Source organism: Pseudonocardia oceanicola, from assembly GCF_047200735.1.
Classification (GTDB): Bacteria; Actinomycetota; Actinomycetes; order Mycobacteriales; family Pseudonocardiaceae; genus Pseudonocardia.
In genome coordinates, this window is record NZ_JBJZON010000025.1 from 1 (window position 1) to 23,255 (window position 23,255).

Consider the following 23,255-nt stretch of genomic DNA (forward strand, 5'->3'; position numbering starts at 1 on the left):
ACATCTCCGCGGCCGCATGCTTGACCGCCTGGAACGAGCCGATCGGCACACCGAACTGCCTGCGCTGCAGCACGTACTCCACCGTCGCGTCGAGCATCCGCTCCATCGCGCCCAGCGCGTCGGCCGCCACCAGCACCGCGGCCCGGAGGGCGGCGGCCTCCAGCACCGTCGCGACGTCCTCGACCGGGATCACGGAGCCCCCGGCGCCGTCCAGCTCGACGTCGGCCACCGAGCGGCTCCGGTCGGTCAGGGCGCGGTCCCGCAGGCGCACCCCCGGCTGCTCCACCTCCACCAGCTGCAGGACGCCGCCGTCGACCGGCACCACCAGCCGCCGGGCGCGGGACGCGGCGAGCACGGCCGGGACGGTGCCGACCAGCCGCCGGTCACGCTCGACGACGCCGGACGCGCCTCCCGGGACGGCGCCCGCCGGGACGGCGAGGACCGTGGTCACCCCGTCGGCCAGCAGCGCCTTCGCGGCCTCGGGCGTCGCGGCCAGGGCGGGCAGGGCGAGCATCGAGCCCAGCCACGCCGACGCGGGCGCCGCTCGCCGGCCGAGCTCCTCGGCGGCCAGGGCCAGCTCGACGAGCCCACCGCCCTCGCCCCCGAGATCCTCGCCGGACCCGACCCCGAACCAGCCGTCGCCGACGAAGCGCTCCTCGAAAGGCGTGTGATCGCCCGCGTCCAGCCAACCGCGGAGTGTGGCCGGAGGGCACGTCTCGCTCAGCCAGTCCGCGAAGACGGCGCGGAAGTCGGCCTGCTCGTCGGAGAGTTCCCAGCGCATTCCCGTTCTCCTACTCGGCGCGCGGACGCGGCACCGCCACCGCATCCGCGATGCTAGATTGGGTCAGACCTTTAGACCAGGAAAGGAGGACCCCATGTCCAGCGCAGATGCCAGATCGGCGATCCGACTCTCCCCCATGGAGGTCCCCAAGGCGTCCGACGTCCTCGCGAACGAGCTGCGCGAACGCATCCTGTCCGGCGAGTACCCGGAGGGCACCCCCCTGCCGCCCGAGCGCGAGCTCGTGGTGCAGACCAGGATGAGCCGCACCACCGTGCGCGAGGCGCTGCGCATCCTCGAGGTCCAGGGCCTGATCCGGATCAAGGCGGGCCGAGCCGGCGGTGCCTTCGTCCAGAAGCCCGGCGAGGAGTCCGTGGCCAGCTCGCTGGACCTGTTGATCCGCGGCCGGCAGCTGCGGCTGGCCTCGGTGCACGAGACCCGCGAGGCGGTCGAGCCCTCCTGCGCCCACCTCGCCGCCCTGCACCGCACGACCGGCGACCTGGCCCGCCTCGAGGCCACCAACGAGGCCATCGCGGCGAGCGCCGACCTCGACGACTTCCTGCGCGCCAACGTCGACTGGCACGTCGCCGTGGCGACCGCCGGTCACAACGAGATCCTCACCGGCATCATGCTCGCGCTGTCCCGCGCCATCTACACCGCGACGAACAACGAGGGCTTCGTCAACGACGAGGTTCGCGACATCGCCGTCCGGGCGCACCGCTCGGTCACCCGGGCCATCCGCGAACGCGACGCCGACGCGGCCGTGCGACGGATGACCCGCCACGTGCACTCCTACGCCGCGGCCGCCCTCGAGGTCGACGACCGCACGACGGTGTCGGTACCCGAGACCGAGTAGGCCGCCCCCCGTCACCGCGGACCAGCCAGGGCCTCGCGGACCACGTCGAGCGCACCGGGATTCTCGGCGCCCGAGAGGTCGCCGGGGTCCTCGCCCAGCGCCGCGGCCCGCACCGCCCGCCGCATGATCTTCGCCGACCGCGTCTTGGGCAGCTCGGCGACCCGGCAGAGCAGGCTGGGGGCGAAGGGCTTGCCCAGCTCCTCCCCCACCCGCCGACGCAGCTCCTCGACGATGTCCGGGGTCTCGGCGACCCCGGCGCACGGCACCCAGAAGGCCCACACGGCTTCGCCCTTCGTCTGGTCCGGCACCCCGACGACCGCGGCCTCGGCCACCGCCGGATGCGTGATCAGCACCGACTCGACCTCCGCCGGGGCGAGCCGCTTGCCCGCCACGTTCATCACGTCGTCCGAGCGGCCGCGCAGGAACCACTGCCCCTCGGCATCGACGATCGCGTGGTCGCCGTGGCGCCAGAGCCCGGGGAACGTGGACCAGTAGGCCTCCAGGTAGCGCTCCCGGTCCCGCCAGACCCCGCGGGTCATCGCGGGCCAGGGCTGGCGGCAGACGAGCTCGCCGACCTCACCGCGGACCGGCCGGCCGGAGGCGTCGACGACGTCGACGTCCATGCCCAGCGACGGGCCGCCCAGCGAGCAGCTCGCAATCGGCTCGACGGGATAGGGCGCCAGGAACGATCCCCCCACCTCGGTGCCGCCGGAGAAGTTGATGACCGGGACCCGACCGCCGAAGACCTCCCGGGCGAGCCACTCGTAGGACTCCGGGTCCCACGGCTCCCCGGTCGATCCCAGGGCGTGCACCGAGGACAGGTCGTACGACCCGAGCTCCGCCGATCGGATGGTCCGGACCAGGGTGGGCGACACCCCGAGCATGGTGACCCGGTGGCGCTCGGCCAGCCGCCAGAGCCGGCTCAGGTCCGGCACGTCCGGCGAGCCCTCGTAGAGCACCAGCGTCGCACCGTTGGCGTGGGTGCCCACGATCGACAGCGGACCCATGATCCAGCCCATGTCGGTGATCCAGCAGAACACCCCGCCGGGCCCGACGTCGAACGAGTACGCCACCTCGCTCGCCGTCTTCACCAGGAACCCGGCGTGGGTGTGCACCGCTCCCTTGGGCTTCCCGGTGGTCCCGGACGTGTAGGCCAGCAGCAGGGTGTCCATGGCCGCCATCGGCTCGGCCGGCCCGGTCACCGGCTCGTGGGCCAGCAGGTCCGACCACGCCGTCTCCCCCTCGCCGGGGGAGCCGACGACGATCACGTGCTCGACGGTCGGGCCCTGCTCCTCGGCCCGACACTGCGCCACCGCCTCGCGGATCGGCGGCAGCATCGCGACGGTGCGACCCCGACGCACCGTGGACTCCGCCACGACGACCGCACGGACCTCGGCGTCGGCCAGCCGGGAGGCGATCGCGGCGGGGGCGAACCCGGAGAACAGCGGAACCAGCACCGCACCGATCCGGGCCGCGGCATAGAACGCCACGACCGCCTCGGACACCATCGGCAGGTACAGCGCCACCGCATCCCCACGGCCGATCCCCAGTCCGCGCAGGCCCGCCGCGACGCGCCGCACCCGGTCCTCGAGCTCGGCGAACGACAGCGAGTCGACGGAGCCGTCCTCGGCCTCGTGGACCACGGCGGTCCGGTCGCGGGCCCCGCGATCCTCCGCCCACCGGCTCAGACAGGCGTCGGCCACGTTGAGCTCGCCGCCGACGAACCAGTCCGGGTCGGTGATCCCCCGCGACAGGTCGAGCACCCGTCGGTACGGCGGGAAGAACCGCAGCCCGAGATCGGCCACCGCGGCCTCCCAGTACCAGGCGACGTCGGCCACCGACCGCGCTCGCAGGGCGTCGATCCCGTCGACGCCGTGAGCGCGGGCGAACCGCGCCACCCGGGAGTGCTCCAGGTACTCCGGGCCGGGCGTCCAGACGTATCCACCCGAGCTCACGACGCACTCCTGGGCAGGCCGAGCATCCGCTCGGCCACGATGTTGCGCTGGATGAAGGTCGAGCCACCCGCGATCGCGGTGCCGCGGGCCTGGTAGGCCAGCCGCTGCCACCGGCTCTCCGCCGGGGACTGCTCCTCGGGGGCGAGCTGGCCGCCCAGAGGGGACAGCGACTGCCGGAAGTCCGCGAGGTCCTCGACCAACGGGCAGAAGTACAGCTTGCCGATCGAGGTCACCGGCCCGGGCGGCCCGCCGTCCGCGGCGATGGTGAGCACCCGCTGGCCGATGGCCTGGTGCACCAGGGCGCGCCCGTACAGGTCGGCGACCTTCCGCCGCACGGTCGCATCCGCGCCCAGCGGCGCCCCCGACGCGTCCGCCATCCCGCGGATCTGGTCGACGATGTCGTCGACCGCCCGCTTGGTGTTGACCCGGCCGGTCGCGATACCGACCCGCTCGAACCCGAGCGTGGCCATGGCGACCCGCCAGCCGCCGTTGACCTCGCCCAGGACCAGCTCGTCCGGGACGAACACCTCGTCGAGGAACACCTCGTTGAACTCGGCCTCGCCCAGCATGTGCGCCAGCGGGCGGATCGTCACGCCCTCGCTCGCCAGGGGCAGCAGGAAATAGGTGATGCCCTTGTGCCGCGGCAGGTCCGCGCCGCCGGTGCGGGCGAGCAGGATGGCGTTGGTCGCCAGGTGCGCGCGGCTGGTCCAGATCTTCTGGCCGGAGATCCGCCACCCGCCGTCGACCTTGACCGCCCTGGTGCGCAGCGAGGCCAGGTCCGACCCGGAGTCCGGCTCCGAGAACAGCTGACACCACAGCTCGTCCCCGGTGAGGATGGGGCGCAGGAAGCGCTGCTTCTGCTCGTCGGTGCCGAACGCGATGATCGTGGGACCGGCGAAGTCCTCGCCGACGGTGTTCAGCCGCTCGGGCGCTCCGGCCCGGTCCGCCTCGTCGGTGAACACCGCGCGGATCTTCGCGTCCGCCCCCTGGCCGCCGTACTCCCGCGGCCACGACATCCCGGCGTACCCGCCCTCGAACAACAGCCGCTGCCACTGCCGCCAGAACGGCAGCTTCTCGGCCAGCTCCACCGGCTCGGGCCAGGGAAGGTCGGGCAGGGCCTCGGCGAGCCAGGCCCGCACCCGGGTGCGGAACTCCGCCTCCTCCGGGGAGTCTGCGAGATCCATCGACGCTCCTTCGTGTCGTCCCCGATAATATGCTATCGGTCAGACCAGAATCCAGGGATGGGCAGGTCACAGACGACTCGGGCCCGCGATCGGGTGATCGCGGGCCCGAGCGCGCCGGGGTGCGGCCTCGGATCGGCTCAGTGGCCGTCGGCGGCGTCCCGCTCCCGACCCAGGGTCAGCAGCAGGTCCTCGTGCAGCTCCATCCACACGTCGTGGTACGAGTGGCTCATCGGCCGGGCGAAGGCGGCCTGCTCACCACCTCGGACGCGCTCGAGAGCCGAGGCGAAGCGGTCGGCGTAGCGACCGAACCGGGGTGCCACCGCCGCGGCGGGACCGAGCGCGGCCACGACCGCGTCGTGGGTCGAGGCGAGGTCATCGATCACCTTGGCGTCGTAGTCGGCGTCGGAGTGGTCGTTGGACTCCTGCCCGCCGTCCTTGCACTGCCAGCGGGTGCAGATCTCCTTGAACCGCGCGTTCACGGGGAGGAAGGCGGTGTAGGTCTCGTCCACCCCCGCCCGCTCAACGTCCGTCACCGTCTCGGCGAGGAGGCCCGGGTGCGCGGCACGACCCTCCTTGGTGAGGGTGTAGCCGCCGATCCGGCCCGTCCGCAGCTTCACCAGGTCCTCGGCGACGAGCTGGTCCAGCACCGGGCCGAGGTCGGTCCCGCTGATGGCGGTCAGGTCCTCCGCCGAGGCGAGCCCCTTGATCCGCAGGGCGTGTACGGCCAGGAAGCGGTCACTCATCGTCGTCTCCTCACGTCTCGGCCGAGAGCGCCCGCACGGGGCACGCGGCGACCGCGCGCAGCACGCTCTCCCTCGAGTCGTCCGGGGGGCTCTCGTCCAGCTCGAGCTCGCCGTCGTCGTTGATCTGGAAGTGGTCCGGGTCGTTGTACTCGCACTGGCCGTCTGCCACGCACACGTCCCGGTCCACACTGACCCTCACGCCTGCTCCACCCGTACGCGGAGCCGCTTGAAGGCGTGGAACTGGTTGGTGTGCAGGCGGTCCGGCTCGGCGAGCGGGGTGATGCGCAGGCCGGTCCAGCACGCGTGGAGACGACGTCGCCCTGCGGCTCGGCCCTGCGGGCCTCGGTCAGCCCCCGGAAGTCGTCGAACAGCTCCTCGCGCGCCCGCTCCTTCTCGTCGGGGCTGCGCATGAACTCCGGGTCGTCCCCGCAGGTGCGGTGTGGCGACCTTCCGCAGCGCGGTGTGCCGCGGCGGCTCGGTGTCGTGCACCGTGGGCGTGTTCCCCTCGACCCGACGGCTGGGGATCTGCGCCCCCTGCCCGTCGACGACGGTCCCGGGGGCCTCGATCGCCGTGATCAGGTCCGCATGGACCCCCAGGTGGCTCTCGGGGGCTCCCTGGAGGGTGATCAGGCCCGCGACGCCCGCCATGCGCGCGGGGGACATGAAGGTGGTCGTGCCTCCGCGGGAGAACACGATCGTCTCGGCCACGTCGGGGCCGTCGATGAAGTCCAGCACCTCTTCGGGGGAGTCCAGGAAGCGGATCTTCCCGACGGTGGGCACGTCCGAGGTGAAGACGTTGATGCCGGTGCCGATGAGCGTCTCCGTTGACAACTGCTCCTCCGAGAGGCCTGGCTGCGGTCGACCGTACCAATGGTCTGGCCGAACACGGCTATGGTTGTGGCCCCACTCATTCGTGTCAAGGACGCCCCGATGCCCATGGACGAGATCGACGACCTCTACGTCGCCGGCGCCTGGGCGGCCGCACGGTCCGCCGAGCGCACCCCGGTCGTCGATCCCGCGACCGAGGAGGTGATCGCCTCCGTGGTCAGCGCCGGCGCCGCGGACGTCGACGCCGCGGTCCGCGCGGCCCACGCCGTGCGGCACTCCTGGGCCGCCGTGCCGGTCGACGAGCGCTGCGCGGTCGTCCGCAGGCTGGCGGACGAGATCGACCGTCGCGCCGTCGCGCTGGGCGAGACCATCACCCACGAGAACGGCACGCCGATCGCGGAGGCGGCGCAGGCCCCCGCCGCCGCGGCGGCGATGCTGCGGCACAACGCCGAGATCGGTCCCGCGCTGTTCGCCCCGGACGTCCGGCCGGACCCGACGGCCCCGGGCGACACCGTGGTGCAGCGCCCGCCCGCTCGGCGTGGCGGGGCTGATCACGCCGTGGAACTACCCGCTCAGCCTGATCACCCTGAAACTCGCCCCCGCTCTGGTCGCGGGCTGTCCCCTCGTGATCAAGCCGGCGGCCGAGACTCCGCTGGCGGCCCGGATGCTGATGGACGCGGTCGCGGCGGCCGGGGCCCCCGCGGGCGTGGTCAACCTGGTGACCGGGGGCGCCGAGACCGGCCGGGCGCTGGTGGACCACCCGCTCGTCGCGAAGGTCTCCTTCACGGGGTCGACGGCCGTGGGTCGCGTTTCGACGACGTCACCGCCGACATGCGGATAGCCCGCGAGGAGATCTTCGGCCCGGTGCTGTCCGTGCTGGGCTACGACGACCTCGACGAGGGCGTGGCACTGGCCAACGACACGCCCTACGGCCTGGCGGGCACCGTCTTCTCCGCCGACGAGGACCGCGCGGCCGCGGTCGCCGACCGGATCGAGGCCGGGGCCATCGGCATCAACCACTACGGCTCGAGCGCCGCCACCCCGGTCGCGGGCCACAAGGCCAGCGGGCTCGGCGTCGAGATGGGCGCCGAGGGGATCGAGGAGTACCTCGCGCTCACGTCCGTCCACCGGCTGCCGCGCAGCTGACCCTTACCGTCCAGACAGGAGTACGACACGTGCGAGCAGCAGTGCAGTGGGCCTCCGGCGGCCCCTTCGAGATCACCGACGTCGCGATCACCCCGGCCGGTCCGGGCGAGGTCGGCGCGCGGCTCCGGGCCGCGGGCGTGTGCGCCTCGGACCTGTCCCTCACCACGGTCTTCGGGCAGCCCACCCCCGTGGTCCTCGGCCACGAGGGCGTGGGGGTGGTGGACGAGCTCGGCGAGAGCGTGACCGGTTTGGAGGTCGGGCAGCACGTGCTGGTGCTGTGGGTGCCCTCCTGCGGGGAGTGCGCCCCCTGCCTGCGCGGCGACCAGTACCTCTGCGCGCGGCGGTCCTCGACCCGGGACGCCCGGGAGGGCCGCGCCCACACCGCCACCCACCGGCTGTCGATCGACGGGCAGCCCGTCCACCAGGGGATGAACACGGCGACCTTCGCGGAGCGGACGGTCCTGCCGGAGCGGGCGATCCTGCCCATCCCGGACGACGTCCCCTTCCCCGTCGCCGCGATGCTCGGCTGCGCGGTACCCACCGGGGTCGGTGCGGCGCTGCGCAGCGCCCGGGTCTCCCCCGGCGACACCGTCGCCGTCGTCGGGGCGGGCGCGGTGGGGCTCAACGCCGTGCTCGGGTCCGTGGTGGCCGGCGCGTCCCGGCTGGTCGCGGTGGACCCGGCCGAGCGGCGCCGGCAGGCCGCCCTCGACCTCGGCGCCACCGAGGCGATGTCCCCGGCGGAGTTCGCCGAGGCCCGCGACCTGGACGTCGTGATCGACGCCGTCGGACAACCGCCGACGATCCTCGACGCCTGGAAGGCCGTCCGCCGCGGCGGCACCGTCACCGTGGTGGGGGCCGGGCGCCCCGGGGACACCGTCCCGCTGTCCGCCTACGAGATCTTCCACGACGACAAGAAGCTCACCGGGAGCTTCCACGGCGGCATCAGCATGCGCCGGGACATCGGCATGCTCGTCGACCTCTGGCGCACCGGCAGGCTGCCGATCGAGCGGCTGATCAGTGGCACCGCGGATCTCAAGGAGATCAACGAGGTCGTCGCGGCCCAGCGGGACGGGTCCGTGGTGCGGACCGTGCTCACGATGGAGTGAGCAACCCGGCCCGGAGCGCGTCGACGTGGGCGGGGGTGACCCCGCACCGGGCGGCGAGGAAGGCGGTCACCGAGCCGGGCCGACACCGCGCTCCCCCTCGTTGTCCCGCTGTCCCGCACGCATGCCGGGCAGTCTGCTCCGACGTTGAAGTTTCGGCCAGACCATTGTAACTTCGGACCGCTTCCGGGCTCGTTTCGTCGAGTTCCGGGCCGGACCGACGACCCAGGACGGAAATCGATGGAGATTCCCACCGTGAGCGACCGCTATTCGGCGGCCGAGGTGCAGGAGTACTACGACTCCGGCTGCTGGAGCACGGAGACGTTCGGCGACCTGATCACCCGTCAGGCCGAGGACGGGCCCGACAAGACCTTCATCACGGACGGCACCGCCGCCTTCACCTACGCCGACCTGTGCGACCTCTCGGCCCGGCTCGCGGTGGGGCTGCGGGACCGCGGCGTCGGCGCCGGGGACCGGGTCGCCGTGCAACTGCCCAACTGGGCCGAGTTCGCCGTCGTCGCCGCGGCCGTCGCCCGGCTCGGGGCCGTCATGGTGCCGATCATGCCCATCTACCGGCGGGACGAGGTCGGGCACGTGCTCGACGACGCCCAGGTGTCGGCCGTGGTCACCCCGTCGACCTTCAAGGGCTTCGACTACCTCGGCATGTACCGGGACCTGGCGGGGTCCCGGCCGTCGGTGGACACGATCGTCGTCGTCCGCGGCGAGGCGGTCCCCTCGGGCACGATGACCACCCTGGCGGCGGTGACCCCTGAGGTGGACCCGGCCGAGGCCGCGGCGTCGCTGGGGACGCCCGTCACCGCGGACGATCCCTTCGTCATCGTCTACACCTCGGGCACCACGGCGCGGCCGAAGGGCTGCGTCCACACCTTCAACACCTACGCCTCGGGCGCCCGGGCGCTCGCCACGGCGTTCGCCTTCACCGCCGAGGACGTCGGGTTCAGCCCCTCCCCGATCACCCACACGACCGGCCTGGTCACCGGTGTCCTGATCCCGCTGCTGGCGGGCGGGTCCACGCACGTGATGGCCGAGTGGGAGCCGCGGCGCGGCCTGGCCGAGATCGCCGAGTACGGCTACACCATGAGCGTCACCGCCACCACCTTCATCCAGATGGTGCTCGACGTCTTCGACCCGGCCGAGCACGACGCGTCGAGCATGCGGGTCTGGGTGTCCGCGGGCGCCCCGATCCCGCGCTCGGTCGTCGAGCGGGCGCGCATCCTGCTCCCGGGCGCGTCGATCCTGAGCCTGTACGGGCGCAGCGAGAACCTCTGCACGACGACCTGCACGGTCGACGATCCGCCCGAGAAGTCGCTGACGTCGGACGGGGCGGCGCTGCCGCACCACGCCGTCCAGGCCGTCGACGAGACCGGGGCCGAGGTCCCGGTGGGCGAGGAGGGCGACATCGCCTACAAGGGGCCGAGCCACATGCTCGGCTACCTCGGCCGCCCCGAGGAGACCGCCGCGCTCTACACCCCGGCCGGCTTCTCGCGCTCGGGCGACCTCGGCCGCAGCGACGCCGACGGGTTCGTCCGGGTCACCGGTCGGACGAAGGACATCGTGATCCGCGGCGGCATGAACATCAGCGTCCGGGAGATCGAGGACCTGCTGGCCGAGCACCGCGGCGTCCGGGCCGCGGCGGTCGTCGGGATGCCGGACGAGCGGCTCGGCGAGCGGGTCTGCTGCTACGTCGTGGCGGCCGATCCAACGAGCCCGCCCTCCCTCGAGACGATCAAGGCCTACCTGCACGACCGCGGCCTCGCGATCCAGAAGACCCCCGAACGCCTGGAGCTGGTCAGCGAGCTGCCGACGACCGCGACGGGCAAGATCCAGAAGCACCTGCTCCGCCAGGACATCGCCGGCAAGGTGGCGCAGGTCCCGTCCGACGCCGCCTGACCCCGATTCACCGCAGAGGACCCGCGACGATGCCTTCCTCCGCCGCCCCGCCCGTGACGGCCGCCGTCTTCCCGTTCGACCACGACCACGGCGTGCCCGCCCGCACCCTCGCCGACCTGCTCGGCGGCAAGGGGGCGGGCCTCGCCGAGATGACGACGGCCCTCGGCCTCCCGGTCCCGCCCGGTTTCACGATCACCGTGGACACCTGCCGCCGCTACCTGGCGGACGGATGGCCCGAGGACCTCGACGCGCTGGTCGAGGAGCACACCGCGGCGCTCGGCCGCGCGCTCGGCCGCGGGTTCGGGGACGCGGACGACCCGCTGCTGCTGGCGGTGCGCAGCGGCGCGCCGCGGTCGATGCCGGGCATGTTGGACACGGTGCTGAACCTGGGCCTGAACGACGAGACGGTCGTGGGCCTCGCGCGGGCCTCCGGGGACGAGCGGTTCGCGTGGGACTGCTACCGCCGCTTCGTGCGGATGTACGCCACGACGGTCCTCGGCGCTTCCGCCGAGACCCTCGGCGCGGAGGCGGCGGCGGAGGACGTCGACGCCGTCCGGGCCGAGATCGCCCGGATCCGGGGCCTCGTCGAGGTCCCGCAGGAGCCGCGCGCGCAGCTGCGGGCGGCGATCGAGGCCGTGTTCCGGTCGTGCGGCAGCGAGCGCGCACTGGCCTACCAGCAGCGCGAGAAGATCGCCGGCACGGTCGCCACCGCGGTGAACGTGCAGGCCATGGTGTTCGGCAACCGCGGCGGCGAGTCGGGGACGGGGGTCGTGTTCACCCGCGACCCGGCGACCGGGGAGGCGCGTCGCTACGGCGACTACCTGCCGCGCGCGCAGGGCGAGGACGTCGTCTCGGGCACCGCCCGGACGCAGCCGATCGACACGCTCGGCGCCGAGCTGCCTGCGGTCTGGGCGCAGCTCGACGGCGTGCTGGGCAGGCTCGAGCAGCACTACGCCGACATCTGCGACGTCGAGTTCACCGTCGAGCAGGGCAGGCTGTGGGTCCTGCAGACCCGGGTCGGCAAGCGCAGCGCGGTCGCCGCGGTCCGGGCGGCGGTGCAGATGGCCGAGGAGCCGGGGCTGCCGTTGACCCGCGCGGAGGCGGTGGCGCGGGTCAGCGCCGAGGTCCGGGCGGCAGCCCGCCAGGCGGTGCTCGCCGCTGCGGCGAGCCGGCAGCGCGGGGAGGCGATCGCCACCGGTCTCGGGGCCTCCCCCGGGCGGGTCACCGGCAAGGCCGTGTTCAGCTCGGACGAGGCCGCCGACGCGGGCGACGACGAGGACCTGGTGCTCATCCGCCCCGAGACCAGCCCCGAGGACGTTCCCGGCATGGCGGTGTCGGTGGGGGTCGTGACCGGTACCGGCGGGCTCGTCAGCCACGCCGCCGTCGTCGCGCGGGGGTGGGGGCTGCCCGCCGTCGTCGGCGCCGAGGCACTGGTCATCGACGCCGACGGCGCCCGTACCGCGGACGGCAGGCACACCATCGCCCCGGGCGACCTGGTGACCCTGGACGGCACCACCGGCGAGATCTGGCTGGGCGGCGACCCGGACGGGGCCGCGGGCGCCGAGCCGGACGAGGCCGCCGTCCTCGCCGAGCACCTGCCCGAACTGGCGGTGCTGGAGTCCTGGTCGGGCGCCCGGTGAGCCTGGCCGTCGGGGACGTGGTCGACGAGGTCGCCTTCACCGTCGAGGAGGGCAAGGTGCACGAGTTCGCCCGGCCACGACCGCGGTCGATCCCGTGCACACCGACGTCGCGGCCGCCGCGGCCGCCGGGTTCGAGGCCCTGCCGGCCACGCCGACCCACGTGGTCGTCAGTGGGCACCACCGGGACCAGCGCGCGATGGTCGAGCGGCTCGGGCTGGCCCTGGAACGGGTGATGGTCGGCGGGGTGCGCTGGCGCTACCACCGCCCACTGGTCGTCGGCGACCGGCTGCGCGGGCGCGCAGGTTGGTCGGCGACGAACTGGTCGGGGGCCGCTCCGGGCGGGCGCCGATGCGGCGGCTCACGCTGGAGACCGCGTTCGTCGACGCCGAGGGGCTGACCGCCGTGGAGTGGTGGGAGACCGTGTTCGAGCGTGGCCGGTGACGGCACGGACCGCACGGCCGCCGCGGGCGGTCGCGGTGGGCGACGCCGTGCCCGAACGCGAGCTCGGCCCGGTCACCCAGACCGACCTCGTCCGCGTCGCCGGCGCGGGGGCTTCAACCCACTGCTCCACGATCCGGCGTTCGCCGCGAGGGCGGGGCCTCGACACCGTCATCGCCATGGGGCAGATGCAGGCCGGAATGCTGGCCGGCTGGCTCACGGACTGGTGCGGCGTGGAGCACCTGCGCGAGCTCGACGTACGGTTCCTCGCGCCGGTCCGGCTCGGCGCCGTCCTCCGGCTCAGCGGCGGGCAGCACCCGGCCCTCGGCGTCGGCGATCCGCACGGTCCCGCCCTTGGCCCGGCCGACCGAGCCGGGGTGCACGAGCCACTGCGGCCCGATCGACGTGCGGCCGTAGCCCTCCGAGGAAGGCCACCGGGCGGACCACCTCGTCGGCCTCCGCCACCACGGCGGCGGGCGCGGCGTCCTCGACCATCGGCCGCAGCTCGTCCGGCCCGAGCCGGGGGCTCACCGGCGCGACCACCGGGCCGCTGCGCCAGCACGCCCACACCACCTCGGCGAACCGCACGTCGTTGCCCATCACCAGGAGCACGACGTCCCCGGGGCGCAGCCCGCGTGCGTGGAACCACCCCGCCAGCGCGGCGCTGCGGCGGTCGAGCTCCGCCCAGGTCACCTGCTCCCCCGTGTCGGCCACGACGAAGGCAGGCCGGTGCGGCGCCGACGCCGCATGGATCCGCGGGTACACGGGGACAGCCCACTTCTTTGGACTGACCATTGATAAGCCCGACCGTGCTCGGCTAGGCTCGTGCCCCCGGTCACACCTGGACGTTCGCGACGAAGCGGAGAATTCGATGGTCGCCCCCGACATCGCCACCCTCACGGTGCACGACCGCTACGACGAGGAGTCGATCCGCCGGTTCCGCGAGCGGGGCTGGTGGCAGGACGGCTCCGCCGCGGCCCTGCTCGACCACTGGGCGGAGACCACACCGGGGCGGCGGTTCGTGTCCGACGGGACGGTCGAACTGACCTATGCCGAGGTGCGCGACCGCGCAAGCAGCCTCGGGGCCACCCTGCTCCGGGCCGGGGTGCGGCCCGGCGACCGGGTGGCGCTGCAGCTGCCGAACTGGGCCGAGTTCGTGGTCGGCTACCTGGCGATCGCCCGGATCGGCGCCGTCCTGGTCCCGATCATGACCGTCTACCGGCAGACCGAGGTCGCGCACGTGCTGCGCAACTCCGGCGCCGTCGCGGCGATCACCACCGGGGAGTTCCGCGGGTTCGACCACGCCGGGATGTTCCGGACCCTGCAGAAGGAGATCCCCGCCGTCGCGACGCTGGTCGTGGCCCGCGGGACCGCACAGGCGGGCGAGCTGTCGTTCGACGAGGCCTGCGCCGCCGAGCCCACCGACCTCGGGCCGCACCCCGACCCCGACCTGCCGCACATGATCGTCTACACCTCCGGCACGGAGTCGACGGCGAAGGGCTGCGTGCACACGTGGAACACCGCCGACTACTCCGCCCGCGGCCTGGCCCACGACGTGTTCCGGACCCGGCCCGAGGACGTCGTGTTCATGCCGTCCCCGGTCGCCCACGCCACGGGGCTGGTCGTCGGGATCCTCGTCCCCCTCACCGTCGGCGCCGAGACGCACCTGCTCGACGTCTGGGAGCCGAACGAGGGCCTGCGCCGCATCGAGCGCTACCGCTGTACGGCCAGCGCCACCGCCACGCCGTTCGTCCGCATGGCGCTCGACGCCCAGCGGACGGCGAAGCGGGACCTCTCGTCGATGCGGTTCTGGCTGTGCGCGGGTGCGCCGATCCCCGAGGCCCTCGCGATCGAGTTCGACGAGGCGTTCGACGGCGGCGTCCTGATGCCGCTCTACGGCGCCACCGAGATCCTCGCCGGCACGTGCTGCCACCCCGGCGACCCGCTGGAGCGCCGCGCCGGGTCGGACGGGTCCGCCGCCCTCGACGGCATCGAGATCACCCTGGTCGGTGCGGACGGCGAGGACGTCCCGACCGGAGCGGAGGGCGAGATCTGCTACTGGGGCCCGGGCGCGGTCCTGGGCTACTGGCGGGACCCGGAGCGCACCGCGGCGACGATCGACGACCGGGGCCGCCACCACACCGGTGACCTCGGGCGGCTCGACGACCAGGGCTACCTGCGGGTCAGCGGGCGGCTCAAGGACATCATCATCCGCGGCGGCACCAACATCAGCGCGGCCGAGGTGGAGGGGTACGTCGCCGCCCACCCGGCCGTCGCGCAGGTGGCCGTGGTCCCCTACCCGGACGACCGGCTGGGCGAGAAGGCCTGCGCCGTCGTCGTCCCGGCGCCGGGCGAGCGACCCACCCTGACCGACATCACCGACTTCCTGCGCGGGCGGGACATCTCCCTGCAGAAGCTGCCCGAGAAGCTCGTGCTGGTCGACGCCCTTCCGATGACCGCGACCGGCAAGATCCAGAAGTTCCTGCTCCGCGACCTCGCCCGGGAGGGCTGACCGCGCTCAGCGGGACGCCGGCACCACCGCCCGGTACCTCCCGCGCAGCTCCGCCATCAGGATCTTCCCGGCGTCGCTGCGCGGGACCCGCTCGGTGAAGTCGATCGACCGCGGGCACTTGAAGTGGGCGAGGTGGTCGCGGCAGTAGGCGATCAGCTCGGCCGCCAGCTCCGGCGTCGGCTCGTACCCCTCCGCGGCCTGCACGACGCCCTTCACCTGCTCGCCGAACTCCTCCTCGGGCACCCCGACCACGGCCACGTCGGCCACCGCGGGGTGCAGGACGAGGAGGTCCTCGATCTCGCGGGGGTAGATGTTGACGCCGCCGCTGATGATCGTCTGGCCCTTGCGGCCGGTGAGGTAGAGGTACCCGTCCTCGTCGAGCCTGCCGAGGTCGCCGACCGCGCCCCAGCCGCGGGTGCCGGCCAGGTCGGCGGCGCCGTCCGGGCCCCGTACGGGCTCGTCCGCGTCGGGCTTGACGAACCACACGGTCCCGACCTCGCCGACGGGGAGGTCGCGGCCGTCCTCGTCGGTGACGTGCAGTGCGCCCCCGACCGGCCGGCCCACCGAGCCGGGGTGGACCAGCCACTCCTCCGCGGTGATCGCGGTGCGGCCGTACCCCTCCGAGGCGCCGTAGTACTCGTGGACGATCGGCCCCCACCAGTCGATGATCGCCTTCTTGACCTCCGGCGCGCAGGGCGCCGCACCGTGCACCGCGACCCGGTGCGAGGAGAGGTCGTAGCGCTGGCGCACCTCGGCGGGGAGCCGGAGCAGCCGGACGAACATCGTGGGCACCCACTGGCTGTGGGTCACCCCGTGCCGCTCGATCGCGGCGAGCGCGCCCTCGGCGTCGAACCGCTCCATGAGCACGACGGTCCCGCCCAGCTGGTGCACGGACTGCAGGAACCCCAACGGCGCCGCGTGGTAGGCCGGGCCGGTCGACAGGTACACGCTCGCGCCGGGCTCGAAACCGAGGCTGCGCATCATCTCCCCCGAGCGCACCGGCACCTCGGTGGGGTGCGTGCCGGGCGGGGGCACGGTGAAGGGCTTCGGCCGCCCGGTGGTGCCGGAGCTGAAGAGTAGCCGGCCGCCCATCGTCTCGGGCAGGTCCGGGTCCGCCTCGGTGCCCTGGACGGTCTCGTCGTAGTCGTCCCGGTCGGGGCCGTCGTGGCGGCCCCCGCCGACCACGAGGAACCGGGGGCCGGCACCCGCGGCGCCCGCGGCCTCGCGCAGCGTCGGGTCGAGCTCCGCGGAGGTGACGACGACGCGGGGCGCGGCGTCCTTCATCAGCGGCGTGAGCTCGCGGGCGGAGAGGTGCCAGTTGACCGCACAGAGGATCAGCCCGGTCCGCCAGCAGGCCCAGGCGATCTCACCCCACCGCAGGTCGTTGGGCAGCGCGAGGACGACCCGGTCGCCCTCGACCAGACCCGCGCGGTGCAACCAGGTGGCGAGGCGGGCGCTGCGATCGGCCAGCTCCGCGTAGGTCTGCGTGGCGCCGCTCGCCGCCAGGACCATCGCGGGGCGGTCGGGTGCCTCGGCGGCGTGGACAGGGGGGTACACGCCTCAGCCCCTCCGCGAGATCCGGACGGGCATCCGCTTGATCCCGGCGAACATCGAGGCCTCCAGGCGCTCCGGTGGAGTCGTCTGCCGGACGTCGAGCCCGCGATCGAGCATCTGGCCGAACAGGGCGTTGACCTCCGCCCGGGCGAGGTGGGCGCCCATGCAGAAATGCACGCCCCAGCCGAAGGTCAGGTGGTCGTTCGGGGTGCGGTCGATCCGGAAGCGGTCGGGGTCGGCGAACACCCGCTCGTCCCGGTTGGCACTGCCGAACCACAGCACGACCTTCTGGCCCGGCTCGATCGTGCGACCGTGCCACTCGATCGGCGCGAGCGCGGTGCGCCGCATGAAGGCCACGGGCGACACCCAGCGGAACATCTCCTCCACGGCCGGGGCCAGGAGGCCCCGGTCCGCGCGCAGCCGCTCCCACTCCTCCGGGAACCGGTGGAACGCGTCCACGGCCCCGGAGATGAGGTGCCGGGTGGTCTCGTTCCCGGCCGCCATGAGGACGATGTAGTAGGCCGCCAGCTGCTCCCAGCTCAGCGGCTCGCCGTCGACCCTGCCCTGGACCAGCACCGAGACGAGGTCGTCCTGCGGGTCGGCGCGACGCTTCGCGGTGAGATCTGAGAAGTAGTCGAAGAGCTGTTCGCGGGCGGTCTCGCGCTCGGCGTCGGTCGTGACGTACTCGGGGTCCTGGATATGCGCGACGTTGCTCAGTTCGGCCAGGTGCGCGCAGTCCTCGGCCGGGACGCCGAGCACCCGGGCCAGCACCCGGATCGGCAGGTTCGCCGACACCGCGTGCACGAACTCGACCTCGCCGGCCGCCTCGGCCTCGTCGAGGAGCCGGGTCACCGACTCGGCGATCGACTCCTGCCAGCGCTTGATCTTGACCGCCCGCAGGTGGGGGATCGCGATGCGGCGGAGCTTGCCGTGCTCGGGCTCGTCCATGTTGTGCAGGCTGTGCAGCTTGCCCTCGACGCGGCGTTCCGCGAGCTGGGTGCCCTCCGCGCTGGAGAGCCGCTCGTGGTCCGTGGCCCCCTCCCGGACGTCGGCGTACCGGGTGAGCGACCAGAAGCCGCGGCCGCCGTCGGTCTCCTCGTTCCAGTGGAGCGGATCGTCGTCGCGCAGCGCGCGGAACAGATCGTGCTGCGTCCCGGCCACGAAGGGCCGCATGTCGGTGAGGTCGATCTCCGCGGCCGACCCGAGGTCCACCGTCATCACAACTCCTGCTCTCTCGGCGAGGGGCCGGTGCGCCCGGGGAGCAGGCGCACCGGCCCGAGATCGGGGTCAGCCCCGGTCGGGCACCGGCACGCCCCACGAGCCGGTGAGGAACAGCCGCGGGATCATCTCGGTCGCGACACCGCTGACGATCCGGTCGTACACGGCCGCGGCCTCCGGGTGCACCTCGAAGAGCCCGTGCTCGGCGACCAGCTCGTCGTACACCCCGGCGGCCCGGGCGAACGGCAGGATGAAGCCCGCCGTGTAGACCTTGGCCCCGGCGAGCACCTTCTCCCGGTGCTCCATGCCCGCGATGTGCCGGTAGAGCGCCGCCGAGGCGGCCTCCACCCGCTGCCGGAGCTCGGCCATGTCCGCGACCGACAGCGCCTGCACGTCCGCGGCCGGGGTGTCCCAGTGCTGCCGGGTGTACACCGAGACGCCGGAGAGGTGCTGCAGGTAGTTCGTGGGCTCGGTGAACATCGTGGACAGGTCGGTGACCTTGACCTCGAGCCCGCTGTCGGGCTTGAAGGCCATCGCCATCGTGATCGAGTACGGCAGGTCGCCGGAGAGCTCGGACCACTCGAACGCGGGCTCGTTGACGAACAGGTCCCGGACCACGACGAAGCCGCCGTCGGGCAGCGGGTAGGGGCCGCTGTCACCCAGGCCGAGCCGGTTGTCGAAGTGGTGCAGAAAGCCCAGGAGCTCCGCGGAGGCGTTGAACTTCTGGAACGCGGAACGGGCGTCCGCGTCGGCCAGCGCGATGCGGTCGGCGGCGAAGCGGTCCAGCCACCCGTCGTCCAGCAGCGGGGCGTGGTAGTAGCGCATCGAGGTGAACATGCCGCCGTCACCCCAGATGCCCTTGTACAGCCGGCGGGCGGTGGTGGCGCTCGGGAGCAGGGCGGCGGCACCGCGGTGCTCGTCGTGCAGACCCATCTCGATCGCGATGCCGCGACCGAAGAAGGACGCGCACAGCGCCGCCCAGGCGTGCAGCAGGTTGACCTTCGTGCCGATCTCGCGCTGCGCGGCGGCCCCGATGTCGACGACGCCCGCGGCCCCGACCTTCTCCTCGATGGCGGCCAGCCAGCCGGGGTGGCGGAACCAGGCGTTGAGGATGCCCAGTGCCTCGTACTCCTGGCGCGGGATCAGGCCCGACTCGCCCTCGGTGGCCCGCGCGGCCAGCGCGTCCCACTCGTTCCAGGTGAGGTACTTCAGCACGTCGTTGACCTCGGTCACCGTCAACGGCCGAGCCGCGCTCTCGTCGGTGAGCTCGAGGATCTTGGTGTTCAGCTGCGCCTGCATGATCGCGTCGCCCTCGGCGCCGTGCGGTACCTCGCCGCCGAACTTCTCCAGCAGCAGCTGGATCTGGGCGAGCTGCTCGGGGGTCATCCCCGGGCCCGCGTCGGCGACCGGGTCGTCCGAGACGGGGGCTCCGACCTCGACACTGACCGTCGCCTTCGGGCGGGTCGTCGAGTCGACCTTGATCCGGGCGCCGTCGGCGGGCACCACCTCGCCGCGCGAGGTCCGGACGCCCTTCTCGAACGCGACGGACATGACGCACGGGATCCCGTACTCGCGGCTGACGATGCCGAGGTGGCTCTCCGGCGCACCCTGCAGCGTGACGATCCCGCAGATCCCGGCGGTGAGCGCCGGGGTCAGGAAGGTGGTCGTGCCACCGCGGACGATCACGACGACGTCCGTGACGTCGTCCTCCTCCTCGACGAAGTCCAGCACCTCGTCGGGCGAGTCCAGCCACTTCACCCGGCCCTCGACGGCGGGGGTCTCGTGGACGTTGAGCCCGACACCCACGGGTTCGTAGGCGACATCCTCGGCCGTCGCGGCCATGGCAACCTCCGTTGGTCGACAGGGGGTCCTCGGTTCAGGAGATCCTCTGCCCGGGCGACGTGACGCGCCTCTCTCCGCAGGGGTGCTTTTCTCCCTCTCGCTCAGGCACCCTTGGTCAGGTCGTGGAACCTCGCTGCGGCATCTGTCCTGTTCGCGGCGCCGAGCTTGCGCAGCAGGGCCTTGACGTGCGTCTTCACCGTGCCGACGGACAGGCCGAGCCGATCGGCGATCTCCTGGTTCGACGCGCCGCCGGCCAGGTACCGCAGCACCTCCAGCTCGCGTCGGGTGAGCTCGTTCAGTGGGCCGTCCGACAGGTACGGGTGCGGCACCGGGCGCTCGCCGGCGTCCGCCCAGTCGAGTGTGCCGTAGGCGAGCTCGTCGATTCCGGTGATCTGCAGTTCGAGCTGCCGCCGCATGGCGCTGAACCGCTCCTCGTACCGCGCACGCTCGAACGCGAGACCGACACCGTCGGCGAACAGGCCGAGCAACTCCCGGTCCCCCTCGTCGACGACGTCCGCCTGCGAGTGGCGGTCGACGTGCACGAGCCCGACGACCCGGCCGTGCACCACGAGCGGCGCGGCCGCGTAGTCCCGGGTGTCGCCCACGGTCACCAGCTCGCGGTGGACCCGCGGCCGCGACTGCGCATCCCGGACGAGCACGGCCGTGCGCAGCCGGACCGCCTCCGTCTCGGGCTCCTCGCGACCGATCAGGCCGGGCATCGCCGAGCCGACCTCGACCAGCGTGCCGGCCAGTGATTCGTCCTCGTGGGCGAACGCCGAGCTGGCGCGCCACGTCGAGCCCCGCAGACCGGACATGAGAGAGCGGCTGTAGCCGAGCCTGCCCAGCTCGCGCGGGATCTCGCGCTGCAGCTCGGTGGTCCCGAGCCCTGCGCGCAGCCGAGTGAGCGAGCGGTGCAACTCGACGGCTGCGGCCGCGCGCCGCCGCACCCGGATCTCGCCGATCGAGAGGCGCAGCTCCTGGACCTTCACGAGGAGGAGCAGGTCCGCGGTCTCCGCCGGCGCGCCGGGCCCCTCGGGCAGCCTCAGCCGCCGACGCAGGTAGCGCTCCCCCACCACGAGGGAGTCCAGGGCGTCGTCGAGCGTGTCGATCGCCTTGGCGACGACCGGCCCGTCCTCGTCGCGGCGCGCGACGTCCGCGATGGCCGCGAGGGTGTGCTCGGTCCGGGCGACCAGCACGTTCGGATCGTCACCGCCGCCCGGCTCGTGGTCGTCGACGAGGTCGTCCACCACTGCCTCCTGACCGGCCGGCCCGCACCTGTGCGCCCACGATCGTCCGCCGGTCCCGACGCCGAACCCCTGCATCCGACCGGTCCGACCGTTCGACCAATGGTAGCGCGGCGGTCAACCGCGCGCGCCCCGCGTCGGACGTTCGTGGTCACTGGAGGCCCTCCTGAGTAGTGCCCCTACGGGAGGGCGGCGACGGACCGACGACGCCGGGCCTGCTCCTCCCATCCGGTTGTCGCGATGCGGGACGACGCCGACCGGGCCCGGCAGGAGATCCTGCCGGGCCCGCCGCGTCGACTCCGTCGTCAGCTCTCCGCGAACCGCTTGCGGAGGAACACGCCGAACCGGTTCGTCGACTCCTGCGCCTCGGGGAGGAACGAGAAGATCGGCCAGATGTGGACCATGTCCTGCCCGATCTCCAGCTCGGCCTCACCGCCCGCCGCCGTGACCTTCTCGACCAGGCGGGTCGAGTCGTCGTGCAGGCCCTCGTCGGTGCCGACCAGGACCCGCAGCGGAGGCAGTCCCGACAGGTCGGCGTACAGCGGCGAAGCGAGGGGCGTGGCCTTCGGCTCGGCGCCGGCGAGGTAGGCACCGCCCATGGCACCGACGAGGGCCGCGGCGGGGAGCGGGTCGAGGTGGGCGCGCTCGGTCAGCGAGGCGCCCTCTCCGGCCAGGTCGACCAGCGGCGAGCAGACCACCGCCGACGACGGCGCGGCGTCCCCGTCGTCGCGCAGCTTCACCAGCGCCGACACCACGAGCCCGCCGCCCGCGGAGTCGCCCACGAAGGCGACCTTGCGCACGCCCTGCTGGGCCCGCGCGAAACGGAACGCCGTGACGGTGTCGTCGAGGGGTGCCGGGAACGGGTTCTCGGGTGCGAGGCGGTAGTCGACGACGAGCACGCGGGCATCGGCCGCCTTGGAGATCCGGTAGCCGAACTCCTGGTAGCCCTTGGCGTTGCCCATGCACCAGCCGCCGCCGTGCACCAGCACCACGGCCTGTTCGCGGGAGGTGCCCGGGGCACTCACCCAGATCGCGGGCACCCCGTCGGCGTCGACCTCCTCGACGTCGGCGTCGGCCGGCAGCTCGAAGTGGGCCAGCACCTCGTCGTAGAGCCTGCGGTAGTCGTTCATGTCGGCCTCCGGCTCGGAGACCAGGTGGGACAGCAGATCGCGGGCGCGTGCCAGTTCAGGGCTCGCCATGGCGTCACTCCTGACGAATCGTCGGTGATCCGGTCACATCTTCTGCAGGGTGGGCAGGACCTCGGAGGTGAACAACTCGTAGCTCCCCGCCGCCTTCTCGCCCATCAGGCCGCCGTACTGGAAGACCATGATCGGCTCGTACTCGCCGACGAGGGCCTTGCGCTCCTCGTGCTTGGCGATCATCTCCTCGGGTGTGCCCCAGATCTGGGCGTTGACGTAGATGTCGACGACCGCGTCGAGGCCATACTCGTCGATCGCCTGCTTCGCCGCGGCGTACGAGGCGTACCCCGTGGTGCTCTCGAAGTGCCTGCCGCCGAACTCGTAGTGCTCGACGCAGGTCATGTAGTAGTTCGCGACGTGCTCGTAGGCGACCCGGCGGGCCTCCTCGGAGTCCCGGTGGCAGTACGTGAGGTCGATCATCAGCGGCGGCGGGGCCTCGCCGCCGTGCGTCTCCCGGAACGCCTCGCGGTACTGCTCGATCATCGGCAGGTGCATGGTCTCCATCGGGCCCTGGATGAAGGCCATCATCGCCACGCCGAGCCTGCCCGCGGCGACCGCGGAGTCGGGGCTCATCGCCACGCAGGTGGTGCGGCCCGTGAAGGTCGCCAGGGGCGCCGGGTGCACCGGGACCTTGACCTGCGGATAGTACTTCCCGTCGTTCTCGACGTAGCCGTCCTCCAGTCCGCGGATGATCATCGCCGCGGCCTCGTCGAACCGCTCCCGCGACTCACCCATCTCGATGCCGAAGCCCTCGAACTCGCGGCGGGCGAGGCCGCGACCCATGCCGAACATCGCCCGGCCGTCGGCCAGGTTGTCCAGCAGCGCGATCTTCTCGACCACCCGCATCGGGTCGTTCCACGGCAGGATCACCGCGGTCGTGTGCAGCTTGGCCTTCGAGGTCCGACCGGCGAGGTAGGACAGGAACTGGGTGTTGTCGGGACACATCGAGTAACCCGGGTCGAAATGGTGCTCGACGCAGCCGATGCTCTCGTACCCGTCCTCGTCGGCCCGCAGCGACAGCGCGATCTGGTCCTGGTAGATCTCGTAGTCGGAACTCGCGTTGCCGTAGTTCTGGATCAGGTTGGTCATGTGAACCTTCACGTG

General features: G+C 73.0%; 20 protein-coding genes and 2 pseudogenes. 9 read left to right on the top strand and 13 right to left on the bottom strand.

All coding sequences use genetic code 11. The features are described from left to right. A partial coding sequence (locus ACL02T_RS27415) for an acyl-CoA dehydrogenase family protein (RefSeq protein ID WP_412833672.1) occupies window positions 1–781 on the bottom strand: 781 nt, incomplete at its 3' end. A gap of 94 nt (window positions 782–875) precedes the next feature. On the opposite strand from ACL02T_RS27415, the gene ACL02T_RS27420 reads away from it, so the two are divergent. Beyond that, a complete protein-coding gene (locus ACL02T_RS27420) occupies window positions 876–1,634 on the top strand; it encodes a FadR/GntR family transcriptional regulator (protein ID WP_412833673.1) in 759 nt (252 codons plus the stop codon). 11 nt (window positions 1,635–1,645) lie between these two features. Here ACL02T_RS27420 and ACL02T_RS27425 read toward each other — a convergent pair whose 3' ends face one another. The 5 genes from ACL02T_RS27425 to ACL02T_RS27445 form a co-directional block, all read right to left on the bottom strand. Then, window positions 1,646–3,589, bottom strand: a complete 1,944-nt coding sequence (locus ACL02T_RS27425; RefSeq protein WP_412833674.1) for an AMP-binding protein — start codon at window positions 3,587–3,589, stop codon at window positions 1,646–1,648. After that, window positions 3,586–4,773, bottom strand: coding sequence for an acyl-CoA dehydrogenase family protein (locus ACL02T_RS27430; protein ID WP_412833675.1), 1,188 nt, complete (start codon window positions 4,771–4,773; stop codon window positions 3,586–3,588). The genes ACL02T_RS27425 and ACL02T_RS27430 overlap by 4 nt, the downstream gene beginning before the upstream one ends. A 137-nt stretch (window positions 4,774–4,910) precedes the next feature. Then, window positions 4,911–5,516 (bottom strand): MarR family transcriptional regulator, encoded by a 606-nt coding sequence (locus tag ACL02T_RS27435; RefSeq protein ID WP_412833676.1) that lies wholly within the window; start codon window positions 5,514–5,516, stop codon window positions 4,911–4,913. Window positions 5,517–5,526: 10 nt separating this feature from the next. After that, a complete protein-coding gene (locus ACL02T_RS27440; protein ID WP_412833677.1) occupies window positions 5,527–5,715 on the bottom strand; it encodes a ferredoxin in 189 nt (62 codons plus the stop codon). Continuing rightward, window positions 5,712–6,347, bottom strand: coding sequence for a hypothetical protein (locus ACL02T_RS27445; protein WP_412833678.1), 636 nt, complete (start codon window positions 6,345–6,347; stop codon window positions 5,712–5,714). The genes ACL02T_RS27440 and ACL02T_RS27445 overlap by 4 nt, the downstream gene beginning before the upstream one ends. 105 nt (window positions 6,348–6,452) lie before the next feature. Here ACL02T_RS27445 and ACL02T_RS27450 point away from each other — a divergent pair. From ACL02T_RS27450 to ACL02T_RS27480, 7 genes and pseudogenes are all read left to right on the top strand, one after another. Further along, window positions 6,453–6,824: pseudogene (locus ACL02T_RS27450) on the top strand (aldehyde dehydrogenase family protein); the annotation flags it as partial. 58 nt (window positions 6,825–6,882) lie between these two features. Continuing rightward, the gene (locus ACL02T_RS27455; protein ID WP_412833775.1) at window positions 6,883–7,185 is read left to right on the top strand and encodes an aldehyde dehydrogenase family protein; all 303 of its coding nucleotides are present in this window, start codon (window positions 6,883–6,885) and stop codon (window positions 7,183–7,185) included. After that, window positions 7,167–7,490, top strand: a pseudogene (locus ACL02T_RS27460) (aldehyde dehydrogenase family protein); the annotation flags it as partial. The gene ACL02T_RS27455 and the pseudogene ACL02T_RS27460, both read left to right, overlap by 19 nt. 29 nt (window positions 7,491–7,519) lie before the next feature. Further along, window positions 7,520–8,596 (top strand): alcohol dehydrogenase catalytic domain-containing protein, encoded by a 1,077-nt coding sequence (locus ACL02T_RS27465; RefSeq protein WP_412833679.1) that lies wholly within the window; start codon window positions 7,520–7,522, stop codon window positions 8,594–8,596. A gap of 237 nt (window positions 8,597–8,833) precedes the next feature. Beyond that, entirely contained in the window at window positions 8,834–10,504 is a 1,671-nt protein-coding gene (locus tag ACL02T_RS27470; protein ID WP_412833680.1) for an AMP-binding protein, read from the top strand. A 29-nt stretch (window positions 10,505–10,533) separates the two neighbouring features. Then, on the top strand, window positions 10,534–12,144 hold the full coding sequence (locus ACL02T_RS27475; RefSeq protein WP_412833681.1) for a PEP/pyruvate-binding domain-containing protein: 1,611 nt from the start codon (window positions 10,534–10,536) through the stop codon (window positions 12,142–12,144). 94 nt (window positions 12,145–12,238) lie between these two features. Beyond that, the gene (locus ACL02T_RS27480; protein WP_412833682.1) at window positions 12,239–12,541 is read left to right on the top strand and encodes an FAS1-like dehydratase domain-containing protein; all 303 of its coding nucleotides are present in this window, start codon (window positions 12,239–12,241) and stop codon (window positions 12,539–12,541) included. Window positions 12,542–12,882: 341 nt separating this feature from the next. Here ACL02T_RS27480 and ACL02T_RS27485 read toward each other — a convergent pair whose 3' ends face one another. Continuing rightward, window positions 12,883–13,347, bottom strand: a complete 465-nt coding sequence (locus tag ACL02T_RS27485) for an AMP-binding protein (RefSeq protein WP_412833683.1) — start codon at window positions 13,345–13,347, stop codon at window positions 12,883–12,885. Window positions 13,348–13,453: 106 nt separating this feature from the next. On the opposite strand from ACL02T_RS27485, the gene ACL02T_RS27490 reads away from it, so the two are divergent. Further along, entirely contained in the window at window positions 13,454–15,094 is a 1,641-nt protein-coding gene (locus ACL02T_RS27490; RefSeq protein WP_412833684.1) for an AMP-binding protein, read from the top strand. A gap of 6 nt (window positions 15,095–15,100) precedes the next feature. Here ACL02T_RS27490 and ACL02T_RS27495 read toward each other — a convergent pair whose 3' ends face one another. From ACL02T_RS27495 to ACL02T_RS27520, 6 genes are all read right to left on the bottom strand, one after another. Beyond that, window positions 15,101–16,651: an AMP-binding protein gene (locus ACL02T_RS27495; RefSeq protein ID WP_412833685.1), complete on the bottom strand. Its 1,551-nt coding sequence runs from the start codon at window positions 16,649–16,651 to the stop codon at window positions 15,101–15,103. Window positions 16,652–16,654: 3 nt separating this feature from the next. Continuing rightward, window positions 16,655–17,866, bottom strand: a complete 1,212-nt coding sequence (locus ACL02T_RS27500; protein ID WP_412833686.1) for a cytochrome P450 — start codon at window positions 17,864–17,866, stop codon at window positions 16,655–16,657. Between the two features lie 69 nt (window positions 17,867–17,935). Then, window positions 17,936–19,708: a PEP-utilizing enzyme gene (locus ACL02T_RS27505; protein ID WP_412833687.1), complete on the bottom strand. Its 1,773-nt coding sequence runs from the start codon at window positions 19,706–19,708 to the stop codon at window positions 17,936–17,938. A gap of 101 nt (window positions 19,709–19,809) precedes the next feature. After that, complete coding sequence (locus ACL02T_RS27510) at window positions 19,810–20,955, bottom strand: helix-turn-helix transcriptional regulator (protein WP_412833688.1); 1,146 nt, start codon at window positions 20,953–20,955, stop codon at window positions 19,810–19,812. Window positions 20,956–21,257: 302 nt separating this feature from the next. Further along, window positions 21,258–22,151, bottom strand: a complete 894-nt coding sequence (locus ACL02T_RS27515; protein ID WP_412833689.1) for an alpha/beta hydrolase — start codon at window positions 22,149–22,151, stop codon at window positions 21,258–21,260. Window positions 22,152–22,184: 33 nt separating this feature from the next. Next, window positions 22,185–23,252 carry an LLM class flavin-dependent oxidoreductase gene (locus ACL02T_RS27520; RefSeq protein WP_412833690.1) on the bottom strand — a complete coding sequence of 356 codons (1,068 nt, stop codon included), beginning with the start codon at window positions 23,250–23,252 and terminating at the stop codon, window positions 22,185–22,187. Window positions 23,253–23,255: the final 3 nt, after the last annotated feature.